23 protein-coding genes and 1 pseudogene are annotated in these 21,325 nt (G+C 59.2%); 12 read left to right on the top strand and 12 right to left on the bottom strand.

Annotation, left to right across the window (positions count from 1 at the left end; translation table 11 throughout):
* Positions 1–19: 19 nt before the first annotated feature.
* Positions 20–151: pseudogene (locus tag CEC48_RS31775) on the top strand (3-oxoacyl-ACP synthase); the annotation flags it as partial.
* Positions 152–430: 279 nt separating this feature from the next.
* On the opposite strand, the gene aqpZ reads toward CEC48_RS31775, so the two are convergent.
* From aqpZ to CEC48_RS05320, 5 genes are all read right to left on the bottom strand, one after another.
* Positions 431–1,132: an aquaporin Z gene (gene aqpZ / locus CEC48_RS05340; protein ID WP_088422799.1), complete on the bottom strand. Its 702-nt coding sequence runs from the start codon at positions 1,130–1,132 to the stop codon at positions 431–433.
* Between the two features lie 179 nt (positions 1,133–1,311).
* A complete protein-coding gene (locus CEC48_RS05335; RefSeq protein WP_088422798.1) occupies positions 1,312–3,144 on the bottom strand; it encodes an ABC transporter ATP-binding protein in 1,833 nt (610 codons plus the stop codon).
* 83 nt (positions 3,145–3,227) lie between these two features.
* Positions 3,228–3,791: a peptidylprolyl isomerase gene (locus tag CEC48_RS05330; RefSeq protein WP_088422797.1), complete on the bottom strand. Its 564-nt coding sequence runs from the start codon at positions 3,789–3,791 to the stop codon at positions 3,228–3,230.
* A gap of 3 nt (positions 3,792–3,794) precedes the next feature.
* On the bottom strand, positions 3,795–4,598 hold the full coding sequence (locus tag CEC48_RS05325; RefSeq protein WP_088422796.1) for an alpha/beta fold hydrolase: 804 nt from the start codon (positions 4,596–4,598) through the stop codon (positions 3,795–3,797).
* A 13-nt stretch (positions 4,599–4,611) separates the two neighbouring features.
* Positions 4,612–5,535, bottom strand: coding sequence for a LysR family transcriptional regulator (locus CEC48_RS05320; protein ID WP_076014784.1), 924 nt, complete (start codon positions 5,533–5,535; stop codon positions 4,612–4,614).
* A 49-nt stretch (positions 5,536–5,584) separates the two neighbouring features.
* On the opposite strand from CEC48_RS05320, the gene CEC48_RS05315 reads away from it, so the two are divergent.
* The 3 genes from CEC48_RS05315 to CEC48_RS05305 all read left to right on the top strand — a co-directional run bounded on the left by CEC48_RS05315 (position 5,585) and on the right by CEC48_RS05305 (position 7,735).
* Positions 5,585–5,899, top strand: a complete 315-nt coding sequence (locus tag CEC48_RS05315) for a 3-phosphoglycerate kinase (protein ID WP_088422795.1) — start codon at positions 5,585–5,587, stop codon at positions 5,897–5,899.
* A 151-nt stretch (positions 5,900–6,050) separates the two neighbouring features.
* The gene (locus tag CEC48_RS05310; RefSeq protein ID WP_088422794.1) at positions 6,051–6,650 is read left to right on the top strand and encodes an FMN-dependent NADH-azoreductase; all 600 of its coding nucleotides are present in this window, start codon (positions 6,051–6,053) and stop codon (positions 6,648–6,650) included.
* 203 nt (positions 6,651–6,853) lie between these two features.
* Complete coding sequence (locus tag CEC48_RS05305) at positions 6,854–7,735, top strand: carboxylate/amino acid/amine transporter (RefSeq protein WP_088422793.1); 882 nt, start codon at positions 6,854–6,856, stop codon at positions 7,733–7,735.
* Here the strand turns inward: CEC48_RS05305 and CEC48_RS05300 are convergent.
* Positions 7,680–8,585 carry a LysR family transcriptional regulator gene (locus tag CEC48_RS05300; protein WP_088422792.1) on the bottom strand — a complete coding sequence of 302 codons (906 nt, stop codon included), beginning with the start codon at positions 8,583–8,585 and terminating at the stop codon, positions 7,680–7,682. The genes CEC48_RS05305 and CEC48_RS05300 overlap by 56 nt on opposite strands.
* 153 nt (positions 8,586–8,738) lie before the next feature.
* Here CEC48_RS05300 and CEC48_RS05295 point away from each other — a divergent pair, with 153 nt between their 5' ends.
* Entirely contained in the window at positions 8,739–9,383 is a 645-nt protein-coding gene (locus CEC48_RS05295; RefSeq protein WP_088422791.1) for a hydrolase, read from the top strand.
* Between the two features lie 51 nt (positions 9,384–9,434).
* Here CEC48_RS05295 and CEC48_RS05290 read toward each other — a convergent pair whose 3' ends face one another.
* Positions 9,435–10,733, bottom strand: a complete 1,299-nt coding sequence (locus CEC48_RS05290; RefSeq protein ID WP_088422790.1) for a mechanosensitive ion channel family protein — start codon at positions 10,731–10,733, stop codon at positions 9,435–9,437.
* A 193-nt stretch (positions 10,734–10,926) separates the two neighbouring features.
* On the opposite strand from CEC48_RS05290, the gene CEC48_RS05285 reads away from it, so the two are divergent.
* On the top strand, positions 10,927–12,273 hold the full coding sequence (locus tag CEC48_RS05285) for a DEAD/DEAH box helicase (RefSeq protein ID WP_088422789.1): 1,347 nt from the start codon (positions 10,927–10,929) through the stop codon (positions 12,271–12,273).
* Positions 12,274–12,319: 46 nt separating this feature from the next.
* Here the strand turns inward: CEC48_RS05285 and CEC48_RS05280 are convergent, their stop codons facing one another.
* Positions 12,320–12,595 carry a hypothetical protein gene (locus tag CEC48_RS05280; protein ID WP_088422788.1) on the bottom strand — a complete coding sequence of 92 codons (276 nt, stop codon included), beginning with the start codon at positions 12,593–12,595 and terminating at the stop codon, positions 12,320–12,322.
* A gap of 154 nt (positions 12,596–12,749) precedes the next feature.
* Between CEC48_RS05280 and CEC48_RS05275 the strand changes: the two genes are divergently transcribed.
* Positions 12,750–13,142, top strand: coding sequence for a transcriptional regulator (locus CEC48_RS05275; protein WP_088422787.1), 393 nt, complete (start codon positions 12,750–12,752; stop codon positions 13,140–13,142).
* A 3-nt stretch (positions 13,143–13,145) separates the two neighbouring features.
* Here the strand turns inward: CEC48_RS05275 and CEC48_RS05270 are convergent, their stop codons facing one another.
* The 3 genes from CEC48_RS05270 to CEC48_RS05260 all read right to left on the bottom strand — a co-directional run bounded on the left by CEC48_RS05270 (position 13,146) and on the right by CEC48_RS05260 (position 15,193).
* Positions 13,146–14,012: a DUF6279 family lipoprotein gene (locus CEC48_RS05270; RefSeq protein ID WP_088422786.1), complete on the bottom strand. Its 867-nt coding sequence runs from the start codon at positions 14,010–14,012 to the stop codon at positions 13,146–13,148.
* A 66-nt stretch (positions 14,013–14,078) separates the two neighbouring features.
* A complete protein-coding gene (locus CEC48_RS05265) occupies positions 14,079–14,804 on the bottom strand; it encodes a TorF family putative porin (RefSeq protein ID WP_088422785.1) in 726 nt (241 codons plus the stop codon).
* Positions 14,805–15,013: 209 nt separating this feature from the next.
* The gene (locus CEC48_RS05260; protein WP_088422903.1) at positions 15,014–15,193 is read right to left on the bottom strand and encodes a hypothetical protein; all 180 of its coding nucleotides are present in this window, start codon (positions 15,191–15,193) and stop codon (positions 15,014–15,016) included.
* Between the two features lie 323 nt (positions 15,194–15,516).
* On the opposite strand from CEC48_RS05260, the gene CEC48_RS05255 reads away from it, so the two are divergent.
* The 3 genes from CEC48_RS05255 to CEC48_RS05245 all read left to right on the top strand — a co-directional run bounded on the left by CEC48_RS05255 (position 15,517) and on the right by CEC48_RS05245 (position 18,477).
* Positions 15,517–16,353: a S1 RNA-binding domain-containing protein gene (locus CEC48_RS05255; RefSeq protein WP_076014775.1), complete on the top strand. Its 837-nt coding sequence runs from the start codon at positions 15,517–15,519 to the stop codon at positions 16,351–16,353.
* A 52-nt stretch (positions 16,354–16,405) separates the two neighbouring features.
* Positions 16,406–16,813: a DUF2177 family protein gene (locus CEC48_RS05250; RefSeq protein WP_088422784.1), complete on the top strand. Its 408-nt coding sequence runs from the start codon at positions 16,406–16,408 to the stop codon at positions 16,811–16,813.
* Between the two features lie 221 nt (positions 16,814–17,034).
* A complete protein-coding gene (locus CEC48_RS05245) occupies positions 17,035–18,477 on the top strand; it encodes an NCS1 family nucleobase:cation symporter-1 (protein WP_088422783.1) in 1,443 nt (480 codons plus the stop codon).
* On the opposite strand, the gene CEC48_RS05240 is transcribed toward CEC48_RS05245, so the two are convergent.
* Complete coding sequence (locus CEC48_RS05240; RefSeq protein ID WP_088422782.1) at positions 18,389–19,597, bottom strand: MFS transporter; 1,209 nt, start codon at positions 19,595–19,597, stop codon at positions 18,389–18,391. The two genes, CEC48_RS05245 and CEC48_RS05240, sit on opposite strands and share 89 nt — an antisense overlap.
* 104 nt (positions 19,598–19,701) lie before the next feature.
* On the opposite strand from CEC48_RS05240, the gene CEC48_RS05235 reads away from it, so the two are divergent.
* Together CEC48_RS05235 and CEC48_RS31770 are read left to right on the top strand one after the other, a co-directional pair.
* Positions 19,702–20,595, top strand: coding sequence for a LysR family transcriptional regulator (locus CEC48_RS05235; RefSeq protein WP_088422781.1), 894 nt, complete (start codon positions 19,702–19,704; stop codon positions 20,593–20,595).
* 137 nt (positions 20,596–20,732) lie between these two features.
* On the top strand, positions 20,733–20,855 hold the full coding sequence (locus CEC48_RS31770; RefSeq protein WP_003210728.1) for a PA1414 family protein: 123 nt from the start codon (positions 20,733–20,735) through the stop codon (positions 20,853–20,855).
* Positions 20,856–21,325 lie beyond the last annotated feature (470 nt).

The following is a 21,325-nucleotide window of genomic DNA, read 5'->3' as shown; positions in this document are numbered from 1 at the left end:
CGTGTGGCGGCGAGGCAATATGTTGAAAGAGTCGAAAACCGACTGGACGCGACTTACCAACATGAACGATCAGGATATTGATACCAGTGATATCCCGGAACTGGACGAAGATTTTTGTCGTCGTGCCAAATTGCACTTACCGATGGCGCAGGGATTAGAACACCTATATGAAGACGAATTAACTCCGCGCCTATCTTCTGATGACTAACGATATTTAGGACGCAAAATCGATCAAGTGTGGGAGCTGTCGAGCCTTGGCGAGGCTGCGATGCAGGCGCTGCGGTCTGGCAGGTACAGCGCTGTGATCCCATCGCAGCCTCGCCAAGGCTCGACAGCTCCCACCTTGACCTCCTTTGTTTGGACGCTCACTCCTTAACGGAACAGCATTAAGGATAGCCCTGCCTTATCGGCAGGGCTGAACCGGTTGGGCTCAGGCGGGTTTTTCTGCGCCCAGCCATCGATAGGTAACGCCGCCAACTATCGCACCCAGGATCGGCGCCAGCCAGAACATCCACAACTGCTGGAGCGCCCAACCGCCGACAATCAGCGCCGGGCCGGTACTGCGGGCCGGGTTGACCGAGGTGTTGGTGACCGGGATCGAGATCAGGTGGATCAGCGTCAGCGCCAGGCCAATGGCGATCGGCGCCAGGCCTGCCGGCGCGCGCCGGTCGGTGGCGCCGAGGATGATCAGCACGAACATCGCCGTCATCACCAGCTCACACACAAACCCTGCCGCCATCGAATAACCACCGGGCGAATGCTCGCCATAGCCGTTGCTGGCCAGCCCGGAGGCCAGTTCGAACCCTGGCTTGCCACTGGCGATGAAGTACAGCAGCGCGGCGGCGATGGTGCCCCCGATCACCTGAGACACGATGTAGGCCGGTAACTCCCTGGCCGGAAACCTTCCGCCCACTACCAGCCCCACCGAAACTGCCGGGTTCAGATGACACCCGCTGATGTGCCCGATGGCAAATGCCATGGTCAGCACCGTGAGCCCGAACGCCAGGGCCACACCGAGCAGGCCGATCCCGACATTGGGGAACGCTGCGGCCAACACCGCACTCCCGCAGCCGCCCAACACCAGCCAAAACGTACCCAGTCCTTCCGTAACGGAACGTTTGAACAGTGACATGAACACATCCTTAGTAGATTGCTCTATCTGATTAACGGGTCTGTGATGCTTCCCTGCTGCCTTAAATCAGGGCCCTCCTGGGGCCTGATTGCAGTACAGCAGGATTGTGTCGCAAGACCAGCGGGATAGAGAAAACTGTCAGAATTGTTCGGAATTGAGGTTGCAGTTAACCAAAGGAATCAGTCTATTCCGACGAACCCGCCGGTCTGGTGTTGCCACAAACGTGCATACAAACCGCCGTGTGTGAGCAATTCGGCATGGCTGCCGGTCTCGGCAATCTGGCCTTTTTCCAGTACCACCAGCCTGTCCATTCTGGCAATGGTCGAGAGCCGGTGGGCGATGGCGATTACCGTCTTGCCCTGCATCAGGGTTTCCAGGCTTTCCTGGATCGCCGCTTCGACTTCCGAATCCAGCGCCGAGGTGGCTTCGTCCATGATCAGGATTGGCGCGTCCTTGAGCAGCACCCGCGCGATGGCGATGCGCTGGCGTTGCCCGCCGGAGAGTTTGACCCCGCGCTCGCCGACGTGCGCGTCCAGGCCGGTGCGGCCCTCGGCGTCCGACAGCAACGGGATGAACTCATCGGCGCGGGCCTTGTGCACGGCGGCCCAAAGCTCTTCGTCGGTGGCGTCCGGCTTGCCATACAGCAGGTTGTCGCGGATCGAGCGGTGCAGCAGCGAGGTGTCCTGGGTGATCATGCCGATCTGTTCGCGCAGGGTTTCCTGGGCGACTTCGGCGATGTTCTGGCCGTCGATCAGGATGCGTCCACCTTGCAGGTCGTACAGGCGCAGCAGCAGGTTGACCAGGGTGGATTTACCCGCGCCGGACGGGCCGATCAGGCCGATTTTTTCACCCGGTTTAATGTCCAGGTTCAGGCCGCCGATGATTCCGCTCTTCTTGCCGTAGTGGAAGTCCACTTGATCGAAACGCACCTCGCCATGGGGCACTTCCAGGCGCGGGGCATTATCCCGGTCGGTCACCGCCAGCGGCTGGGCGATGGTTTTCAGGCCGTCCTGGACCATGCCGATGTTTTCGAAAATACCGTTGACCACCCACATGATCCAGCCGGACATGTTGACGATACGAATCACCAGACCGGTGGCCAGGGCGATGGCGCCCACCGAAATCAGCGATTGAGTCCACAACCACAGGGCAAGGCCCGTGGTGGTGACAATCAGCAGGCCGTTCATGGTGGTGATCACGATGTCCATGCTGGTCACGACGCGGCTGGCCAGTTGGGTTTTTTCGGTCTGCTCGACGATGGCTTCCTTGGCGTAGTTCTGCTCGGAACGGGTATGAGCAAACAGCTTCAAGGTGGTGATGTTGGTGTAGCCGTCGACAATCCGCCCCATCAGTTTGGAGCGTGCCTCGGATGAAATCACTGAGCGTTCCTTGACCCGTGGCACGAAGTACCGCAGGGCCAGGCTGTAGGCGACGATCCAGGTGATCAACGGGATCATCAGGCGCCAGTCGGCTTCGGCGAACAGCACCAGGGCGCTGATGGCGTAGATTGCTACGTGCCAGATCGCATCCACGGCGGCCACCGCAGAGTCGCGCAGGGAATTGCCGGTTTGCATGATGCGCTGGGCAATGCGTCCAGCAAAATCGTTCTGGAAAAAATTCAGGCTCTGCTTGAGCACATAGCTGTGGTTCTGCCAGCGGATCAGGCTGGTCATGCCGGGGCTGATGGTCTGGTGCACCAGCAGGTCATGCAGCGCGCCGAAGATCGGGCGCAGCAGCAGGGCGACCACGGCCATCCAGATCAGCTCGGTGGCGTGGATCTGGAAAAAGTTGGCTGGCGGTGTGCCTTGGGCCAGGTCGATGATGCGGCTCAGGTAGCTGAACAGCGCCACTTCGATCAGCGCGCCGATCAGGCCCACCACCAGCAAGGCGGCAAAGCAGGGCCATACCTGGCGCAGGTAATAGATGTAGAACGGCAGGACTTTATCGGGAGGGGCCGCGCTGGGAGGGTCGCGGAAGATGTCGATCAGTTGTTCAAAACGACGATAGAGCATTGGGTCTGACGCCCGCGTGGCGGGCTCTCCTGTTCAAATACGCGCGATGCCTAGCGGGCACCGCGCGAAACTCCCTGTAGCCTTCAGTCGATGCGCTTGGCCGACTTGATCAGGACAGGATCGATTGGCACGTTCTGCATGCCCTGTTTGGTGGTGGTTTGCGAGTTGACGATGATGTCGACCACGTCCATGCCCTTGACCACTTTGGCGAACACCGCGTAACCGGCATCACGGCCCGGGTCGAGGAAGGCATTGTCTGCAACGTTGATGAAGAACTGGCTGGTGCCGGAGTTCGGGTCGTTGGTACGCGCCATTGACAGGGTGCCACGCACGTTATGCAGGCCGTTGCTGGCTTCGTTCTTGATCGGGGCTTCGGTCGGCTTTTGCGACATCTGCGAGGTGAACCCGCCGCCCTGCACCATGAAGCCCGGGATTACCCGGTGAAAAATGGTGTTGGTGTAGAAGCCCTTGTCGACATAGGCCAGGAAGTTCTTGGTACTGATCGGGGCCTTGACCGGGTCCAGCTCGATTTCGATGTCGCCATTGGTGGTGGTGATCAATACGTGAGGAGCCTTGGCGGGTTCGGCCGCCATCAGGTTGGCAGCGAACAGTACGGAACCGGCAAAGAAGGCGATTTTTTTCAGCATGGGTCAGTGATCCTGGGTTGTGGTTTCGACTGTCTTGAGAAAATCGAGCAGGGTGTTATTGAAGTGTTCGGGTTGGTCCAGCGGCGTGGCATGGCGGGAATCCTCGATCACCACCAGTCGCGCATCGGGCAGCAGTTTTACATAGATTTCTTTCTGCGCCACGGGGGTGTAGTCGTGGTCTGCGCTGATGACCAGGGTTGGACAGGAAATTTTCGAAAGTTGTTCCTGTACGCCCCAGCCAACAATCGCATCGAAGCTGGCGAGGTAAGCACGTTTGTCGTTTTTTGCCCAGCGCTCGGTCATCTTGCGTCGCAGTTCGGCCTGTTCAGGCTTGGGAAACAGCAGGCTGCCCAGGGCTTTGCCGATGGTGTTCAGGCTGAGGATGCGCGCCAGGCTCCAGCGCTTGGCCCACTGCCAATAATCGCTGGCCGTGCGCACCTTGACCTGGGGCGCGCTGTTGACGATGCACAAGCTCTTGAGCATCTGCGGTTCGTCCACCGCCAACTGGAAGGCAATCATGCCGCCCATGGACAGGCCGACCACGTGGGCCGGCGGCAGTTGCAGGTGTTCGATCAAGGCCACCAGGTCGGCGGTAAAGCCTGCGATGGTGTAGCGCTCCCGGGGTTTGTCGGAGCGGCCGTGACCGCGCACGTCCACCACCACCAGTCGGTAGTGCTGCGCCAACACCGGCACTTGCAGCTCCCAGTCCAGGCAGCTGGAGCCCAGGCCGTGGATCAGGATCAGCGGGGCGCCGTGGCCATATTCCTCGTAATGCAGGGTGCAACCTTCATGTTCGAAATAGGCCATGGGAACTCCTTGTTCAGGCTTGCTGCGGTGCGGCGAAAGGCGCGTCCAGTGGAGCGGTGTCGAAGGTGCGCAGCAACTCGACGAGAATCTGCGTGGCCGGGCCCAGGGGTTTGTCCTTGTTCGAGTAAAGGTAGAACGTCGGGTTGCGGCTGCCACCCCGTTCCAGGGGTAGTAGCTTGAGCAGGCCTTCCTTGAGTTCGCGCTCGATCAAATGCCTAGGCAGCCAGGCAAAGCCCAGGCCGCTGCTGACGAAGGTGGCGGCGGTGGGCAGGCTGCCGACGGTCCAGCGCTGTTCGGCACCCAGCCAGCCGACGTCCCGTGGCTGCTGGCGGCCGGAGTCGCGGATCACCACCTGCATGTGGCTTTCGAGGTCCTGGAAGCTCAGTTCGCGGTGCAGCCGATGCAGCGGGTGCTCGGGGTGGGCCACGGCGACAAATTCGACGTCGCTCATTTCCGTGCCCAGGTAACCCGGGATGATAAAGCTGCTGATGGCAAGGTCGGCCATGCCATCGATCAACAGCTCTTCGACACCGGACAGCACCTCTTCACGCAGGCGTACCCGGCAGCCACGGCTTTGCGGCATAAAGGCGGTGAGGGCACGTACCAGTCGGGCGTTGGGGTAGGCGGCGTCGACCACCAGCCGCACTTCGGCCTCCCAGCCTTGTTCCATATGGTGGGCGAGGTCTTCCAACTGGCTGGCGTTTTTTACCAGTTGCCGGGAGCGGCGCAGCAGCACTTCACCGGCTTCGGTGAGCACGGCCTTGCGCCCGTCGATGCGCAGCAGCGGCACGCCAAGCTGGTCTTGCATGCGCGCCACGGTGTAGCTCACGGAGGATTGCGAACGGTGCAGCGCTTCGGCTGCCTGGGCGAAGCCGCCATGGTCGACCACGGCTTGCAGGGTGCGCCATTGATCAAGGGTAACGCGGGGCGCTTTCAAGATGAGCTCCTCTTGTCCTAAGCTGGCGGTCCTTATTGGAGACTGCCGAATGAGAAAATTCTGTTGTGTGCTGCTGGCGCTGCTGCCGTTGAGCGCGTTTGCATTTACTACCGACGTTACGAAAGATATTCAGGGCGTGAAGATCGATTACAGCGCGTCGGACGTCGACAGCAATATCAGTTCGATCCAACTCACCAACTACGGCCCCAATGATGCGCAGTGCAAGGTACGCTTTACCAATGGGCCGGAAGCCCCGCGTACCCGCAGCGTCTCGGTACCGGCGGGGAAAACCACCAACACCACGGTGAATTTCAGCCGTGCCGTTATCAAGATGCGTATACAACTGACCTGCGCACCGAAATAAGGCAAAAGCGGAGGATGCCTACAGCAATACTCCGCTTATAAACAAATTTCTAGATGGGTTATAGCAATTTTTTACGCTTTTTAATCGAACGGGCTCTGATTAACCTTCACTCCATCGACTTACAGCATTCACCGATGGAGCTTACTTAATCATGGCCCGTGTTCTGATCATCGAAAGCAGCGCCCGTCAGCAGGATTCAATCTCCCGTCAGCTGACCCAACAATTCATCAGCCAATGGAAAGTCGCCCACCCGGCTGATCAGATCACCGTGCGTGACCTTGCCATCAACCCGGTGCCGCACCTGGACGCTCACCTGCTGGGCGGCTGGATGAAACCCGCTGAACAACGCAACACTCTCGAACAGGCTTCTTTGGACCGCTCCAACGAACTGACCGATGAACTGCTGGCTGCCGATGTATTGGTGATGGCCGCGCCGATGTACAACTTCGCGATTCCCAGCACCCTCAAGGCCTGGCTCGACCATGTGCTGCGTGCCGGGGTGACCTTCAAGTACACCGCCACCGGCCCGCAGGGCCTGCTGACTGATAAACGTGCGTTTGTGCTGACGGCCCGCGGCGGCATTCATGCTGGCGGCAGCACCGACCACCAGGAACCGTACCTGCGTCAGGTCATGGGCTTTATCGGCATTCACGACGTCACGTTCATTCACGCCGAAGGGGTGAACCTGGGCGGTGACTTCCAGGAAAAGGGCGTGAACCAGGCGAAGGCTTTGCTGGCACAGGTGGCGTGATCCGTTAATCGCCAGATAATCGCCTGCTGTTTATATAGCTCCACGCAACCCTTCAAGTACGCGTATCGAACCTCCCTTTGCACTTTTTGCTCCTGAGTGCTCCTGCCCGACTGACGCTTTTAGCGAGGTCGGGTTTTTTTTGCCTTGAGTTTCGCAAGCGTGCGAAAACCGCTAATGTCGCGCCCATTCAAAATGAGGCGAGCATGGGCTATCTACTTGTTGTGACGCTGATCCAGGCGTTTTCCTTCAGCTTGATCGGCGAATACCTGGCCGGTCACGTCGACAGTTACTTCGCGGTGCTGGTGCGTGTGCTGTTGGCCGGGCTGGTGTTTATCCCGCTGACCCGCTGGCGCTCGGTGGAACCGGCGTTCATGCGCGGCATGCTGCTGATCGGCGCGCTGCAGTTTGGCGTGACCTACGTGTGCCTGTACCTGAGCTTCCGCGTACTGACGGTGCCGGAGGTGTTGCTGTTCACCATCCTGACGCCGTTGCACGTGACCTTGATCGAAGACGCCTTGAACCGCCGCTTCAACCCGTGGGCGCTGGTGGCCGCGCTGGTAGCGGTGACGGGAGCGGCGGTCATTCGCTTTGACCAGATCACGCCGAACTTCTTCATGGGCTTCTTGCTGCTGCAACTGGCCAACTTCACCTATGCCGCTGGGCAGGTGCTTTATAAGCATCTGGTGGCCCGCCATCCGAGCGATCTGCCGCACTATCGGCGGTTTGGTTACTTCTACCTCGGTGCACTGGCGGTGGCGTTGCCGGCGTTCCTGATGTTCGGCAAGGCCAACTTCCTGCCGGAGGCGCCGTTGCAATGGGGCGTGCTGGTATTCCTGGGGCTGGTCAGCACGGCACTGGGCATGTACTGGTGGAACAAGGGCGCGTGCATGGTCAACGGTGGCACGTTGGCGGTGATGAACAACCTGCATGTGCCGGTAGGGTTGTTGCTCAACCTGTTGATCTGGAACCAGCACGAGCCGTTGGGACGGTTGCTGTTGGGCGGGTTGGTGATTCTGGCGGCGGTCTGGATCAGCCGGTTGGGCCTGCGGTCGTCGGCGCCAGTTGCGTCACCAAAAAATCAATGAACGCCCGGGTCTTTTGCGGCACGCGTCGCGCTGACGAATAGACCGCATTGATGGTGATTGCCGGCGCTTGCCATTCGCAGAGCACCGGCACCAGGCGCCCGGCATTCAGGGCGTCTTCGACGATAAAGTCCGGCAACAGGGCGATACCCATTCCGGCTTCTGCCGCCTGGGCCAGCAGGTCGCCATTGTTGGCGTGCAAAGGGCCGGTGACGTTGACCCGCTGGGTTTCCTGGCCCTTGCTCAGTTGCAGGCTGACGCCGCTTTGCAGATACCCATAATTGAGGCATTGGTGCTGGCGCAGGTCTTGCGGGGTTTGCGGTGTGCCCGCGCGTGCGAGGTAGGCCGGCGCGGCCACCATGACCCGTGGCGCAGGCGCCAGCTGGCGGGCGATCATCGTTGAGTCGGGCATGCTGGCGATGCGGATGGTCACGTCGAAACCGCCGCGTACCGGATCCACCTGCTGGTCACTGAGCACCAGTTGCAACTCGATATGAGGATGCTGTTCATGGAACAGCGGAATCAACCTTCCCAGGCGATGTAGCCCGAACGACATCGGCGCATTCACCCGCAGCACTCCGCGTAACTCACCGATGCCGTCCCGGGCCCGCTGCTCGGCCTCGTCCAGGGCGGCCAGCACCTCACGTGCCGCGTCGAAATACTCGGCCCCAGCCTCCGTCAAATGCAGGCTGCGGGTGGTGCGCTGAAGCAGTTGCACGCCGATGGCGTCTTCCAGCGCCTGAATCTGCTTGCTGACTTTTGAGCGCGGTACGTCCATGGCTCGCGCGGCGGCCGCAAAGCCGTTCTCGCCGACTGTGACGACAAACGCCCGCATGCATTCGATGCGATCCATGACTGTCCCTTTTTTAGAATCAATGATTCTCGATTTTAGGTAATTGTCTCTATTTTATCCAGCCCGTAAAGTTACTTCCAAGCCGCCAGCAAAGCGTTACCGCGGCGCTGAACGCACCCCTTACCGAATCGAAAACATTAAAAGGAAGTCACCATGTCTATTCGCGAATTGCTCAACCCAACCAACTCCACCCTGATCCTGATCGACCACCAGCCGCAGATGGCCTTTGGCGTGCAGTCGATTGATCGCCAGACCCTGAAGAACAACACCGTGGCGCTGGCCAAGGCGGCCAAGATCTTCAACGTGCCGACCATCCTGACCTCGGTTGAGACCAAGAGCTTCAGTGGCTACATCTGGCCGGAACTGTTGAGCGTGTTCCCGGACCAGCAGCCAATCGAGCGCACCTCGATGAACTCCTGGGAAGACAAGGCACTGGTGGCAGCGGTGAAAGCCACCGGCCGCAAAAAGCTGATCATGGCGGCCCTGTGGACCGAGGTTTGCCTGAACTTCCCTGCCCTCGAAGCCCTGGCCGAAGGCTACGAGGTGTACATCGTCACCGACGCCTCCGGTGGCACCAGCAAAGAAGCGCACGACATGTCGGTGCAACGGATGATTCAGGCCGGGGCGGTACCGGTCACCTGGCAGCAAGTGCTGCTGGAATACCAGCGTGACTGGGCACACAAGGAAACCTACGACGCGGTGATGGGCTTGGTCCTGGAACACAGCGGCGCTTACGGCATGGGTGTGGATTACGCCTACACCATGGTGCACGGCGCGCCGCAGCGTCCGCTCAAGTAAGGCCGACCTCAAAAAAAACGGCACAACTCAGGTTGTGCCGTTTTTTTGTTATTACATCACTGCCTTTTCCGGAGCGGGCAGGTGACTGGCCCCCAACACCGCCGGCAACATCCCCGCCCGCAAGTCACCACCGCTCGGCTGCTGGTACAGGCTCAAGCCAAATTCCGGCAGCACCGCCAGCAGGTAATCGAAGATATCGCCCTGGATACGCTCGTAGTCGGCCCACGCGGTGGTGCGGGTAAAGCAGTAAATCTCCAGCGGAATACCCTGGGCGGTGGTCTGCATCTGCCGCACCATGCAGGTCATGTTCGGCTGGATCTCCGGATGGCTTTTCAAATACGCCAACGCATACGCGCGGAACGTGCCGATATTGGTCATGCGCCGGCGGTTGGCGGACATCGCGGCGACATTGCCCTGGGCTTCGTTCCAGGCCTTTAATTCGGCCTTCTTGCGGCTCATGTAGTCGGTCAGCAGGTGCACCTGGGAGAGTTTCAGCTCTTCGTCGTCGCGGATAAAGCGCACGCCGCTGGCGTCGATATACAGGCTGCGCTTGATCCGCCGGCCACCGGAGGCCTGCATGCCGCGCCAGTTCTTGAACGACTCGGACATCAAGCGCCAGGTGGGAATCGAGACGATGGTTTTATCGAAGTTCTGCACCTTCACGGTGTGCAGGGTGATGTCCACCACGTCACCGTCGGCGCCGACCTGGGGCATTTCGATCCAGTCGCCGACCCGCAGCATGTCGTTGCTGGTCAGCTGTACGCTGGCGACGAACGACAGCAAGGTGTCCTTGTAGACCAACAGAATTACCGCCGACATCGCACCCAAACCGGAGAGCAGTAGCAGCGGCGAGCGGTCGATCAGCGTGGCGACGATGATGATGGCGCCAAACACGAACAACACCATCTTCGCCAACTGCACGTAGCCCTTGATCGAGCGGGTGCGGGCGTGTTCGGTGCGGGCGTAGATGTCCAGCAAGGCGTTGAGCAGGGCGCTTATCGCCAGCACCATGAACAGGATGGTGAATGCCAGGGCGACATTGCCGATGAACAGGGTGGCGGTCTTGCTCAGGTCTGGCACCAGGTACAGGCCGAACTGGATCACCAGCGACGGCGTCATCTGCGCCAGGCGGTGGAAAACTTTGTTGTGCCGCAGGTCGTTGAGCCAGTGCAGCGCGGGTTGCCGGCCCAGCAGTTTGACGGCGTGCAGGATGAGGTACCGAGCCACTCGTCCGAGCAGCAATGCCACCACCAGCAACACCACCAGCGCCAGGCTGGAATGCAGCAACGGGTGTTCGTCGAGGGTGCCCCAAAGGTCTTGGACCTTGAGCCAGAGCTGTTTGATATCCATGGGTAAACGCGATTCTTCTGTAAGACGTGACGGGGCGATTAGAGCATTTAAGTGCATCAAAGTTGTCCTTGTGGACAAATCCCCTGACAAAAAAGCGCCTGATTAACGTAGTTCGCGTAAAGAAACTCGGCCTCGGCGCCCGAAACCGTTACCCTATGCAGCTGTTTTTTTGTATTTCTTCGAGGTAGCACCCGTGTTTTCCCAATTCGCCCTGCACGAACGCCTGCTCAAAGCCGTGGCCGAGCTTAAATTTGTCGAGCCAACGCCTGTGCAAGCAGCGGCCATCCCGCTCGCGCTCGAAGGGCGTGACCTGCGGGTGACGGCTCAAACCGGGAGTGGCAAAACCGCCGCTTTCGTCCTGCCGATCCTTAACCGTCTGATCGGCCCGGCCAAAGTCCGTGTCAGTATCAAGACCCTGATCCTGCTGCCAACCCGCGAACTGGCCCAGCAAACCCTGAAGGAAGTGGAGCGCTTTTCGCAGTTCACCTTCATCAAGTCCGGCCTGATCACCGGCGGTGAAGACTTCAAGGTCCAGGCCGCCATGCTGCGCAAGGTGCCGGACATCCTGATCGGCACCCCGGGCCGGATGATCGAGCAACTGAACGCTGGCAACCTGGACCTCAAGGAAGTTGAAGTACTGGTGCTCGACGAAGCCGACCGCATGCTCGACATGGGCTTTGCCGACGACGTGCAGCGCCTGGTGCAAGAGTGCGTAAACCGTCAGCAGACCATGCTGTTCTCGGCCACCACCGGTGGTTCGACCCTGCGCGACATGGTCGCCAAGGTCCTGAACAACCCTGAGCACCTGCAGGTCAACAACGTCAGCGACCTGAACTCGACCACGCGTCAGCAGATCATCACCGCTGACCACAACGTGCATAAAGAGCAGATCCTCAACTGGTTGCTGGCCAACGAGACCTATCAGAAGGCCATCGTGTTCACCAACACCCGCGCCATGGCTGACCGCATCTACGGTCGCCTGGTGGCGCAGGAGTACAAGGCGTTCGTCCTGCACGGTGAGAAAGACCAGAAGGACCGCAAGCTGGCCATCGACCGCCTCAAGCAAGGCGGCGTGAAGATCCTGGTCGCCACCGACGTTGCCGCCCGCGGCCTGGACGTGGATGGCCTGGACATGGTGATCAACTTTGACATGCCCCGCAGCGGCGACGAATACGTGCACCGTATCGGTCGTACCGGGCGTGCCGGCAACGATGGCCTGGCGATCTCGCTGATCTGCCACGGCGACTGGAACCTGATGTCGAGCATCGAGCGCTACTTGAAGCAGTCGTTCGAGCGCCGCACCATCAAGGAAGTCAAAGGCACCTACGGCGGGCCGAAAAAGGTCAAGGCGTCGGGCAAGGCCGTTGGCGTGAAGAAGAAAAAGGTCGACGCCAAGGGCGAGAAGAAGAAAGCCGGCGCCAAGTCGCCGACCAAGCGCAAGATTGCCAACCGTCCAAAGACCGACAACCTGTCGTTGGTCAGCAAGGACGGCATGGCTCCTCTGAAGCGCCGCAAGCCGGAAGCACCTGCTGCCGAGTAAGGCTTGAGCCACAAAAAAACCGGACAATGTCCGGTTTTTTTTCGCCTCAGTTTTTGGTTTTGGCGGCGGCCTCGTCCATTTCCTTGAGGCGCTGGTCGATCAGTTGGCACTTGTCAGGCAGGTCTGCGCTGGCGGTCTCCAGCTTCATGTTCTGCAGCTCCTCGTTGATCTCCTTGGCCTTCTCTGGGTTCTGTTGGGTGAGCTTCGTCACCTCCTTGGCCAGTTGCTCACGTTTGGCGGTGGCTTCTTCCAGTGTGCAGGCCCAGGCGGGCAGGGCAGCGAGCAGCGTGGCCGCGACGGCCATATTCAGCAGGGTTTTCATTATTCGGACCTCCATGGCGGTGATATTCGGTTGAGGGCCGCAGCCGCTTAAAAGTTCAGCGAAATTGCGCCTGTCCGCTAGGCTGAACGGCAACGGGTCCGGCATGTCACACCTTTGAAGGGCCTATATTCGTGTGGCTTCAGGAGGAATCAGGATGACGACTTACAATTGGGATTTGCTCGAACGCCTGCTGCATGAAGTGCAGAACAGCGCCGGGCACAGCTTTACACCGCGCCCCTATGCGGAGCAGGAAGCGGCCGCCAAGGCAGCGAATGGCGAAGACGTGGGTAACTTGGACGAGCTGAAAGTGACCGCCACCGAGTACGAAAAGCTCCTGCTGGACCGTGGCTTTATCGAGCCGCGCCCTGAGGATGAGGGCGGTAATGGTGAGAATTTTGTATTGACCCTGCGTGGCTCGCAGTTGCTGAGTCTGATCGACAGCTGTATCCCAGGCAATAATCACCCGCGTGAGGTGCTGGACGAGCAGGCGGATGCGCTGGACCCGGCGACGTTCGATGAAGTGGCTTCGAAAGCTCAGATTGCCTGATGACTACGGGGTGCCAGCCTTCAGGCATTTAAGGGCCTTGAAGTCGCTGCGCACCTTGTCGATCTTCTGCGTCAGCTTCTGGCGCTGTTGCACGGTGCTTTCAGCCATCAGGTCGACGATCAGGCCACGGGCGGCGGTTTCGGTCTGGGCGTAGGCCTGGCGGTATTCCGGCGTCCAGAGGCTTTCGCGGTCCACCAGCAGTTGCTCGATCTTTTGTGGGAAGTCGCGGCTGTGTCGGTCCTTGACCGCCGCGATAAACAGCGTCTGCCAGTGGGCGCGGTTACCAATCCATTGTTGGTTTTGCTCGCCCAAGGCGATCGACCAGGCGGTGACGCGATTCTGCTGGCTGGCGCTTAACGGCCCCAGCCATGCATCCAGCCGTTTGTTCATGCGCTCGGCGCGCTCTTTGATCTGCTGTTCGAGGGGCGGTTTCAGGTATTCGTCCTGACGTTTGCGCAGGTCTTTGGTGAACGCTTGTTCCATGTCCTGCACTTGCTGGTCGTCGAGTCCCTGCAATAATTCGATGGCGGATGGCGTGATTGCGCGGGCGCTCTCGGCAATGGCTTGGTTGGCCTCGGCGGTACGGGTTTGCAGGGCGGCGTCGGTCACCTGGTTGTTGTCGACCATCTGTTGCAGGCGGTCGAGCCAGTCCAGGTAGCCTGGCAATTGGGTGGTGCAATGCCACGCCAGGTGTTCCTTGAGTTTGTCGTTGAACCAGCTCTTTTGCCCGGCGTTCATGTCCAGGTAGTCGCTGAGGGTCCAGGGGATGATCACATCCAGATTGCGATAGGCCAGGCCCACCCGATTGCAGCCGGCAAGCACCAGGCTGAGGGTCAGCAGTATCACCAGAAGTTTTAACCGACGCAGCATGAGCGAGTCCTTGCGCAGACGAGAGTATTGCATCTGAACCCGTCAGTGCGGCGACAGTTCAGCTCATCAATAAAACGCCCGCTCGGCCTTCAGGGTCAACAGGCCGTCGCATTGCGAGTTGTGTCCGGAGTAGGCCGAGCAATCGCCGCCGCTGAGGCTGGAGTCGCTGTAGATCAGGTTCAGGTCGACGCCCATCCACGGCCTGGAGAATTGCACCGACCAATCGCTGAAGCTGCGGATGGAGTTGCCATCGGCTACCGACACCGGCGTGCCCAACTGGTGGGTGGTGTATTTCATGCTGACGCCGATACCAAAAGGCTTGGTACCGCCGAGGTCGGCAAACAATGTGCTGTCTTGTCGGTCCGGGTCGTTGCTGAAGGAGGCGCCGAAGCGATTGCCCAGCAAGGTCAGGCCGCCGTAGAACTCCTGGCTGTCGAGGGGACTCAGCTTGGGATAGCTGTAGTGAATCATCCCCAGTTCATAACCCAGGGTCTGGTCGAAGGGATGCTTGAAGCCCATATAAGAGTCGACTTCCAGGTTGCTGCTGGGAGACATCCCCATGCTCGGTGAGAATTGGCCGAGGTATAGGCCGCTGTCGTGACTCAAGTCCAGGCCACCGTGGAACGAGTCGCTGCCAGGTGCGGTGGGTTTGACCAGGCCCTGGGCCATACTGCGGCCGGGGGTGGTGCCCAATTTCAGGTCGAAGTCGCCCAACTCACGCTGGAAAACCTGCGCTTCGGCAAGGGGGCTGGCCAACAGGGCACCGACCAGGAAAATGCAGGGTTTGAGCATGCTTCACTCCATGAAAAGCGAGGAGCAGTAACGGGGAATATCAGGCAAATGCCCGATCTAGACGTGTGCAAGCATACCGGCGATGGTTCGCAGATGAAGCCCGTTCGTCGATTGGTGTAAAAAGGGGGTGGATCAAGAGTGTGTTGCGGGCTCTAGTCCTAGCGCCTTGAAAGGCAAAGCGCTTAGGGACCAGGTGTACTGCGCAAATATTACTTTTTACCCAGGGTGATCTGCTTGGACGGGCCGAAAGTCTGGCCGCTTACGCCTTTGGCAATCTGCTGGATTTCGCCGCCCTGCTTGAGGAATGCAGCAATTTGGTTGTTGATCGATTCGCTGGTTTCAACGGCGGGAGCTGGCTTTGCTTTGCTGTTGGATGCTTTTACGCGCATGGCGGCCACTAACCTGTAGAAAATTAACTTGGCCATGCATCGTACATGAAATGCTTGACAATTGCTCGGCAAATATCCCCCTGAAATATACGGAGGGTTTATGAATTGCCTGCAATTAATGAGTGAAATACTCACCTAACTCGCTGTTTTAACTCGAAACCCATGGGGAAATATGCGTTGGGTACTGGCAGAAATCAGGCTAATGATCTGACGAGCGGGGCGGAGCTCGGCAAACCCACGATTTTTCAGGCCTGTGCGCCGGTACACGGGACCGCCGCCGTCAACTCGGGTAGAATGCCGCCCACGCAATGAGGGTATTTGAGATGGCTTTAGTCGGGCGCTACAACAGCTTGCAAGTGGTTAAACACACTAACTTTGGTTTGTACCTGGATGGTGATCAAGAGGGCGAAATCCTCTTGCCCAATCGTTATATCCCCAAAGATATTCCCAGTGAAGATGAAGACTGGCTCAACGTTTTTATTTATCTGGACAGCGATGACAAACTTATCGCGACCACCGAAAAACCAAAAGTACAGGTGGGTGAATTTGCCAGTCTGAAAGTGGTTGAAGTCAACAGCATTGGTGTGTTCCTGGATTGGGGCCTGCCCAAGGATTTGCTGCTGCCTTACTCCGAAGAAAAGCGCCAGTTGACTGCCGGTGAATATTGCGTGGTGCATGTCTACCTCGACAAACACACCAAGCGCATCACCGCCACCGCGCGCCTTGACCGTTACCTGGACAAGACCCCGGCCACCTACAAGGTAGGCCAGGAAGTTGACTTGCTGGTGGCCGAAGCCACCGACATGGGCTTCAAGGCCATTATCAACAACAAGCACTGGGGCCTGATCCACAAGAATGAAGTGTTCAAGTTCCTGCGCCCGGGCAAGGAAGAGAAAGGCTTCATCAAGGAAATCCGTGCCGACGGCAATATCAGCCTGAGCCTGCAGCCGGTCGGTGAAGAAGCGGCCTCCAGCCTGAACTCGAAGATCCTCGCCAAGTTGCGTGACAACAACGGCACCTTGCCGGTCAGCGATAAAAGCGACCCGGCGCTGATCAGCAGTTTGTTTGGTGTCAGCAAAGGCAACTTCAAGAAGGCCATCGGCGCCCTCTATAAGCAGGGTCACATCGTGATCCACGCGGATCGTATTGAACTAAGCTGATCGCGGTTTGCTCTTTGTAGGAGCGAGCTCGCTCCTACAAGGGGTCACGACGATGTCCAGGAAAACGCTCTTCGCCTACCTCGGCACCTTGCTCGCCTTTCTGATTCTCGACGGCCTTTGGCTCGGCGTCCTTATGGGGCCGACCTACAAAGCGCTGCTCGGCTCGCTGATGCTCGATCAGCCGCGCCTGTTCCCGGCCGTGGCGTTCTATCTCCTCTATGTATTCGGTTGTGTGGTGTTTGTCGTGCTTCCCGCGTTAACGAGCGGCGGCTGGCAACGTGCCGCGCGGCTTGGCGCATTGCTGGGGCTGGTGGCTTACGGCACCTATGACCTGAGCAATTGGGCGACCTTGCAGGGTTGGTCCGCCGGGTTGGCTGTCATGGATATCGCCTGGGGCACCTTCCTTAGTGCGGTTTGCTGCACTATGGGTTATCAATGTGCACGCAGGGTGCACAATTGATTGTGTACAGGATTGATCTGCACCATCCCTGAGCGAACCTGCACCGATTAATCATCTCTGTGCCCTCGCATAGCCTCCTGAAGACCCACGTCCCAGAGGGATTGTGCCGAGTTTTATTCCATTGGCACGCATTCTGCTCATCAATTCGTATACAAACCATGCCGCCTCCCGTACGCACTCCCGTCGCGGGTGGCAGGCCGGTATTTACGAGGAGCCCTGCGATGACCGAACAATTGCCCAAAGGCTACAGCCCGCGCCTGTACAACCAGGACCTGGGGCCGCTGCCGCAAAAATGGAACTGGTACAACATCTTCGCCTTCTGGATGAGCGACGTGCACAGCGTCGGCGGATACGTATTCGCTGCCAGCCTGTTTGCCCTCGGGCTGGCCAGTTGGCAGGTGTTGATCGCCTTGCTCGGCGGGATTTGCATCGTGCAATTGATCGCCAACCTGGTGGCCAAGCCGAGCCAGCAGGCGGCGGTGCCGTATCCGGTGATCTGCCGGCTGGCATTTGGTGTTTTTGGGGCGAATATTCCTGCGGTGATTCGCGGCTTGATCGCGGTGGCCTGGTACGGGATTCAGACGTACCTGGCGTCCAGCGCATTGATCATTGTGGTGCTGCGGTTTTTCCCACAGATGGCGGTATACGCAGAGCCACATTTCGCAGGCCTGTCTTACTTGGGCTGGTTCGGTTTCCTCAGCCTATGGACGCTCCAGGCGCTGGTATTCTGGACCGGCATGGAATCCATCCGGCGTTTTATCGACTGGGCGGGACCTATCGTCTATGCGGTGATGTTTGCCCTGGCCGGCTGGATCGTCTGGAAGGCCGGTTGGGCCAATATCAGCTTTACCCTGGCGGAAAAGTCCCTGTCAGGTTGGCAGGCCTTCGGCCAAATCATCGTGGCGACCGCATTGGTGGTGTCGTACTTTTCCGGGCCGACCTTGAACTTCGGTGATTTCAGTCGTTACTGCCGCACGATGAAGGACGTACGTCGCGGAAATTTCTGGGGCTTGCCGGTAAATTTCCTGGCGTTCTCCCTGGTCACCGTGGTGATCGTCTCGGGCACCTTGCCGGTGTTTGGCGAAATGCTCCACGACCCGATCGCCACCGTTTCACGCATCGACAACAATATGGCCGTGCTGCTGGGAGCGTTCGCCTTTGTTACCGCGACCATCGGTATCAATATCGTCGCCAACTTCGTCTCGCCTGCGTTTGATTTCGCCAACGTGGCACCGAGCAAAATCAGCTGGCGCGCCGGCGGCATGATCGCAGCGGTGGCCTCAATCTTCATCACCCCGTGGAACCTGTTCAACAACCCGCTGATGATCCACTACACCCTCGACATCCTCGCGGCGTTTATCGGGCCGTTGTTCGGGATTCTGCTGGTGGATTTCTATCTGATCAAAAAGCAGAAGATCGATGTGGATGCGCTGTTCGATGACAGCCCCAGCGGGCGCTACTACTTTGACGGCGGCGTGAACTGGACGGCGGTCAAGGCACTGGTGCCCGCGACGCTGGTGGGCGTCGCGATCACCTTCACCCCGGCGCTGCAGGGCATGGCCAACTTCGCCTGGTTTACCGGCTGCTTCCTGGGTGGGCTGTTTTTCCTGGTGTTGGCGCGGCGTGAACAGGTTCGTGCGCCTGCACCGATGGTTGCCGGCTGAGCAGTACCGATCCTGCCACTAACAAACCGGCGCCGGCGACCACCAGCGCCGGTTGCAGGCCACCACTGAGGTGGCTGCTGACCGACGCCAGCAACGGCCCGCTCAATTGGCCGATCGCAAAGCTGGCGGTCAGCAACCCGGTGCTGCGCTGGTAGCCGTGGGGTGCGACCTCACGCAAGCGCGCCATCACCAGTTGCATGCACGCCAGGAATGGCCCACCGCACAGCAACACCCCCAGCGCCAGACCCCAACCGTTGCCCAACAGGCAGGCAAATACCCCGGCCGCTTGCAGCCAAAGGGTTGTCATCAGCCAGCGGCGGGTGGTGTCCGGGTCCTTGCGGCGCAGGCTCGCGACCACCACGCCAATCGCGGCAGCCAGGCCAAAGCAGGGCCAGAACAGGTCTGCCTGCCAGGCGCCTTTGAATTGCGCGCTGGCCATCTGTGAAAGGAACGTCGCCGGGATGATGTAGCCGAGGCCATACAACACGTAGATCCAGCACAGGTGTGTGATGCTGCCGTTGCTGACCACGTCGGTGTGGCTGGCAACGGGCGCGCTGGCGGCGGAAGGCTTGGGCAGGAACGGCAGGATTACCAGCAGCATGACCAGCGCCACTACGCCATACACCAGCCATAAGGTTGCAGAGCTTTGCCCCAGCAGGTTGGAGCCCAGCGCCAGCAACCCGGTCAACAGAATCCCCAGCCCCGGCCCGGCAAACACCAGTGCACCCAGGCGTGGGCGCCCGGCGGCAATTGCCAGCGGCTGGCTCAGGCTGGTGATCATCACCAACGCCCAGGCGCTCGCCACACCGGTACCGAAGCGCAACAGCAGGTGTGGCCAAAACCCATGGGCCCAGTACGACGCCAGGGTCAGCAGCACACACAGCCAAAGCCCACCGTACAAACGTCCGCGTACATGGTGATGGCTGCGGGCAAAGATCGAATCCACCGCGCCGACGAAATATCCCAGATAGTTGGCCGCGGCGATCAGGCCAGCGCCGGTCAGGTCGATCTGCCCTTCACTGAGCAAATGCGGCATTTGCGGGGTAAGCGCGAAGCGGCCGATTCCCATGGCCATCATCAAGGCGATAAAGCTGGCGAGTAAGCGGATCAGCGGTGACATGGCGGTTTTTCCTGCGAGTAGCGAGTGACCATCAGGCTAAAGCGGATTGACTTTCTTTAAAAATGAATAATAGTGAGTAACTTGTTCAGTTTTGGAGAAAGGTGGTGGAGTTCAGTCAATTGCGTATTTTCCAGGCCGTGGCCGAGGAGGGCTCCATCACCCGTGCCGCCGAACGTCTGCACCGGGTGCCGTCCAACCTGTCGACCCGGCTCAAACAGATGGAAGAACAGCTCGGCGTCGACCTGTTCGTGCGCGAGCGCCAACGCTTGCAGCTTTCTCCCGCAGGCAAAGTGCTGCTGGACTACAGCGCCCGCCTGCTGGCCCTGCATGACGAAGCCCATGGCGCGGTGCAAGGCGGGCAACCGGCGGGCGACTTTGTGCTTGGCAGCATGTACAGCACGGCGGCGATTCATTTGCCGAAACTGCTGGCGCGCTACCACAAGGCGTATCCGATGGTGAACCTGCAAGTGCAGTCGGCCCCCAGTGGCGAACTACTGGAAGGCTTGATCACCGGGCGCCTGGATGCCGCGCTGGTGGATGGGCCTTTGACCCTGGCCACACTGGATGGCGTGCCGCTGTGCGAAGAGCGCCTGCTGCTGATTTGCGAAGCGGATCACCCGCCCGTGCGTGGGCCGAAGGATGTTGCCGGCCGCTCGGTGTTCACGTTCCGACGCAGTTGTTCCTACCGGGCGCGCCTGGAAGCTTGGTTTTCCCACGACCGTGTGGCCATGGGCCGGGCCATCGAGATCGAGTCTTACCAGGGCATGCTGGCCTGTGTGACCGCCGGTTCCGGGGTTGCATTGATGTCTGAATCGATGCTCGACAGCCTGCCGGGCAAGGACAGCGTGTCCATTCATCCGTTGGCGGAGCCTTTTGCCAGCGCTACCACCTGGTTGATGTGGCGCAAGGGCATGCTCGGCGCTAACCTCAATGCGTGGATTGACCTGCAACAAGAGGGCAAGGTGCTACCGGAAACCGAAACCCGAGCAATTGCTTGAACGATCCGTCAGGATCTTGATCAATTCAGTAATAGTTCGTTGTGGTTTCGTTCAAGCAATGCGTAGGACTTAAGACTACTATCAGTAGGAAGCGGCCACAGAATTCCAGCCGCTCGGCATTACCCCAAGGGGGCACCATGAAAGAGAAACTGCAAAACTGGCTGCACGACCTCGGCGTCGCACTCGGCTTGATCGAGCCACCGCTGCAACCGGTGCCAATTCGCACCGATGACGAGCAGCGTCGCCCGCGTCGCAGGTAAGTCCTGGAAAGCGCTCAAGTATGTTTGTTTGGGCGCGGCCAGGTGTTCTGCCTATGTATTGAAGTCATGATTGAGCATGACCTGCTACTGTGTACTTCTATTCTTCGTCTGGCTTTGGCCGGACGTTTTCGTTTCTGGGGTTTGGTGAGTTTCTCAAAGGCGAAAAAACAGGTGCGACTTCCGACGCCGCGCCTGCTGGTGTTTACGTCCTACCCATCCTTGATCATGAATACCCACGCGGTGATAAAGCCCAAGGCGATCTAAACGATTGTCCGGATAGAGGCGCCTGATTTCAGGAAATGCCTTTGGAATATGTCGTTTAATAGTTCCACGGTATTGCGGAAGTCGTCCGACTTTGTGCGCGTTAATCAGGCTTCGGTGTTCAAGTGTCGGAATTGGACTACTAGTTTGTCGGAGCTGGCTGGCTTATTTAATTCTAACGATAAGCGTAGGTTGAGTTCCGTTAGGGA

The organism is Pseudomonas sp. K2I15, assembly GCF_002204795.1.
GTDB lineage: Bacteria > Pseudomonadota > Gammaproteobacteria > Pseudomonadales > Pseudomonadaceae > Aquipseudomonas.
This window is presented reverse-complemented; position numbering and strand designations above follow the sequence as displayed.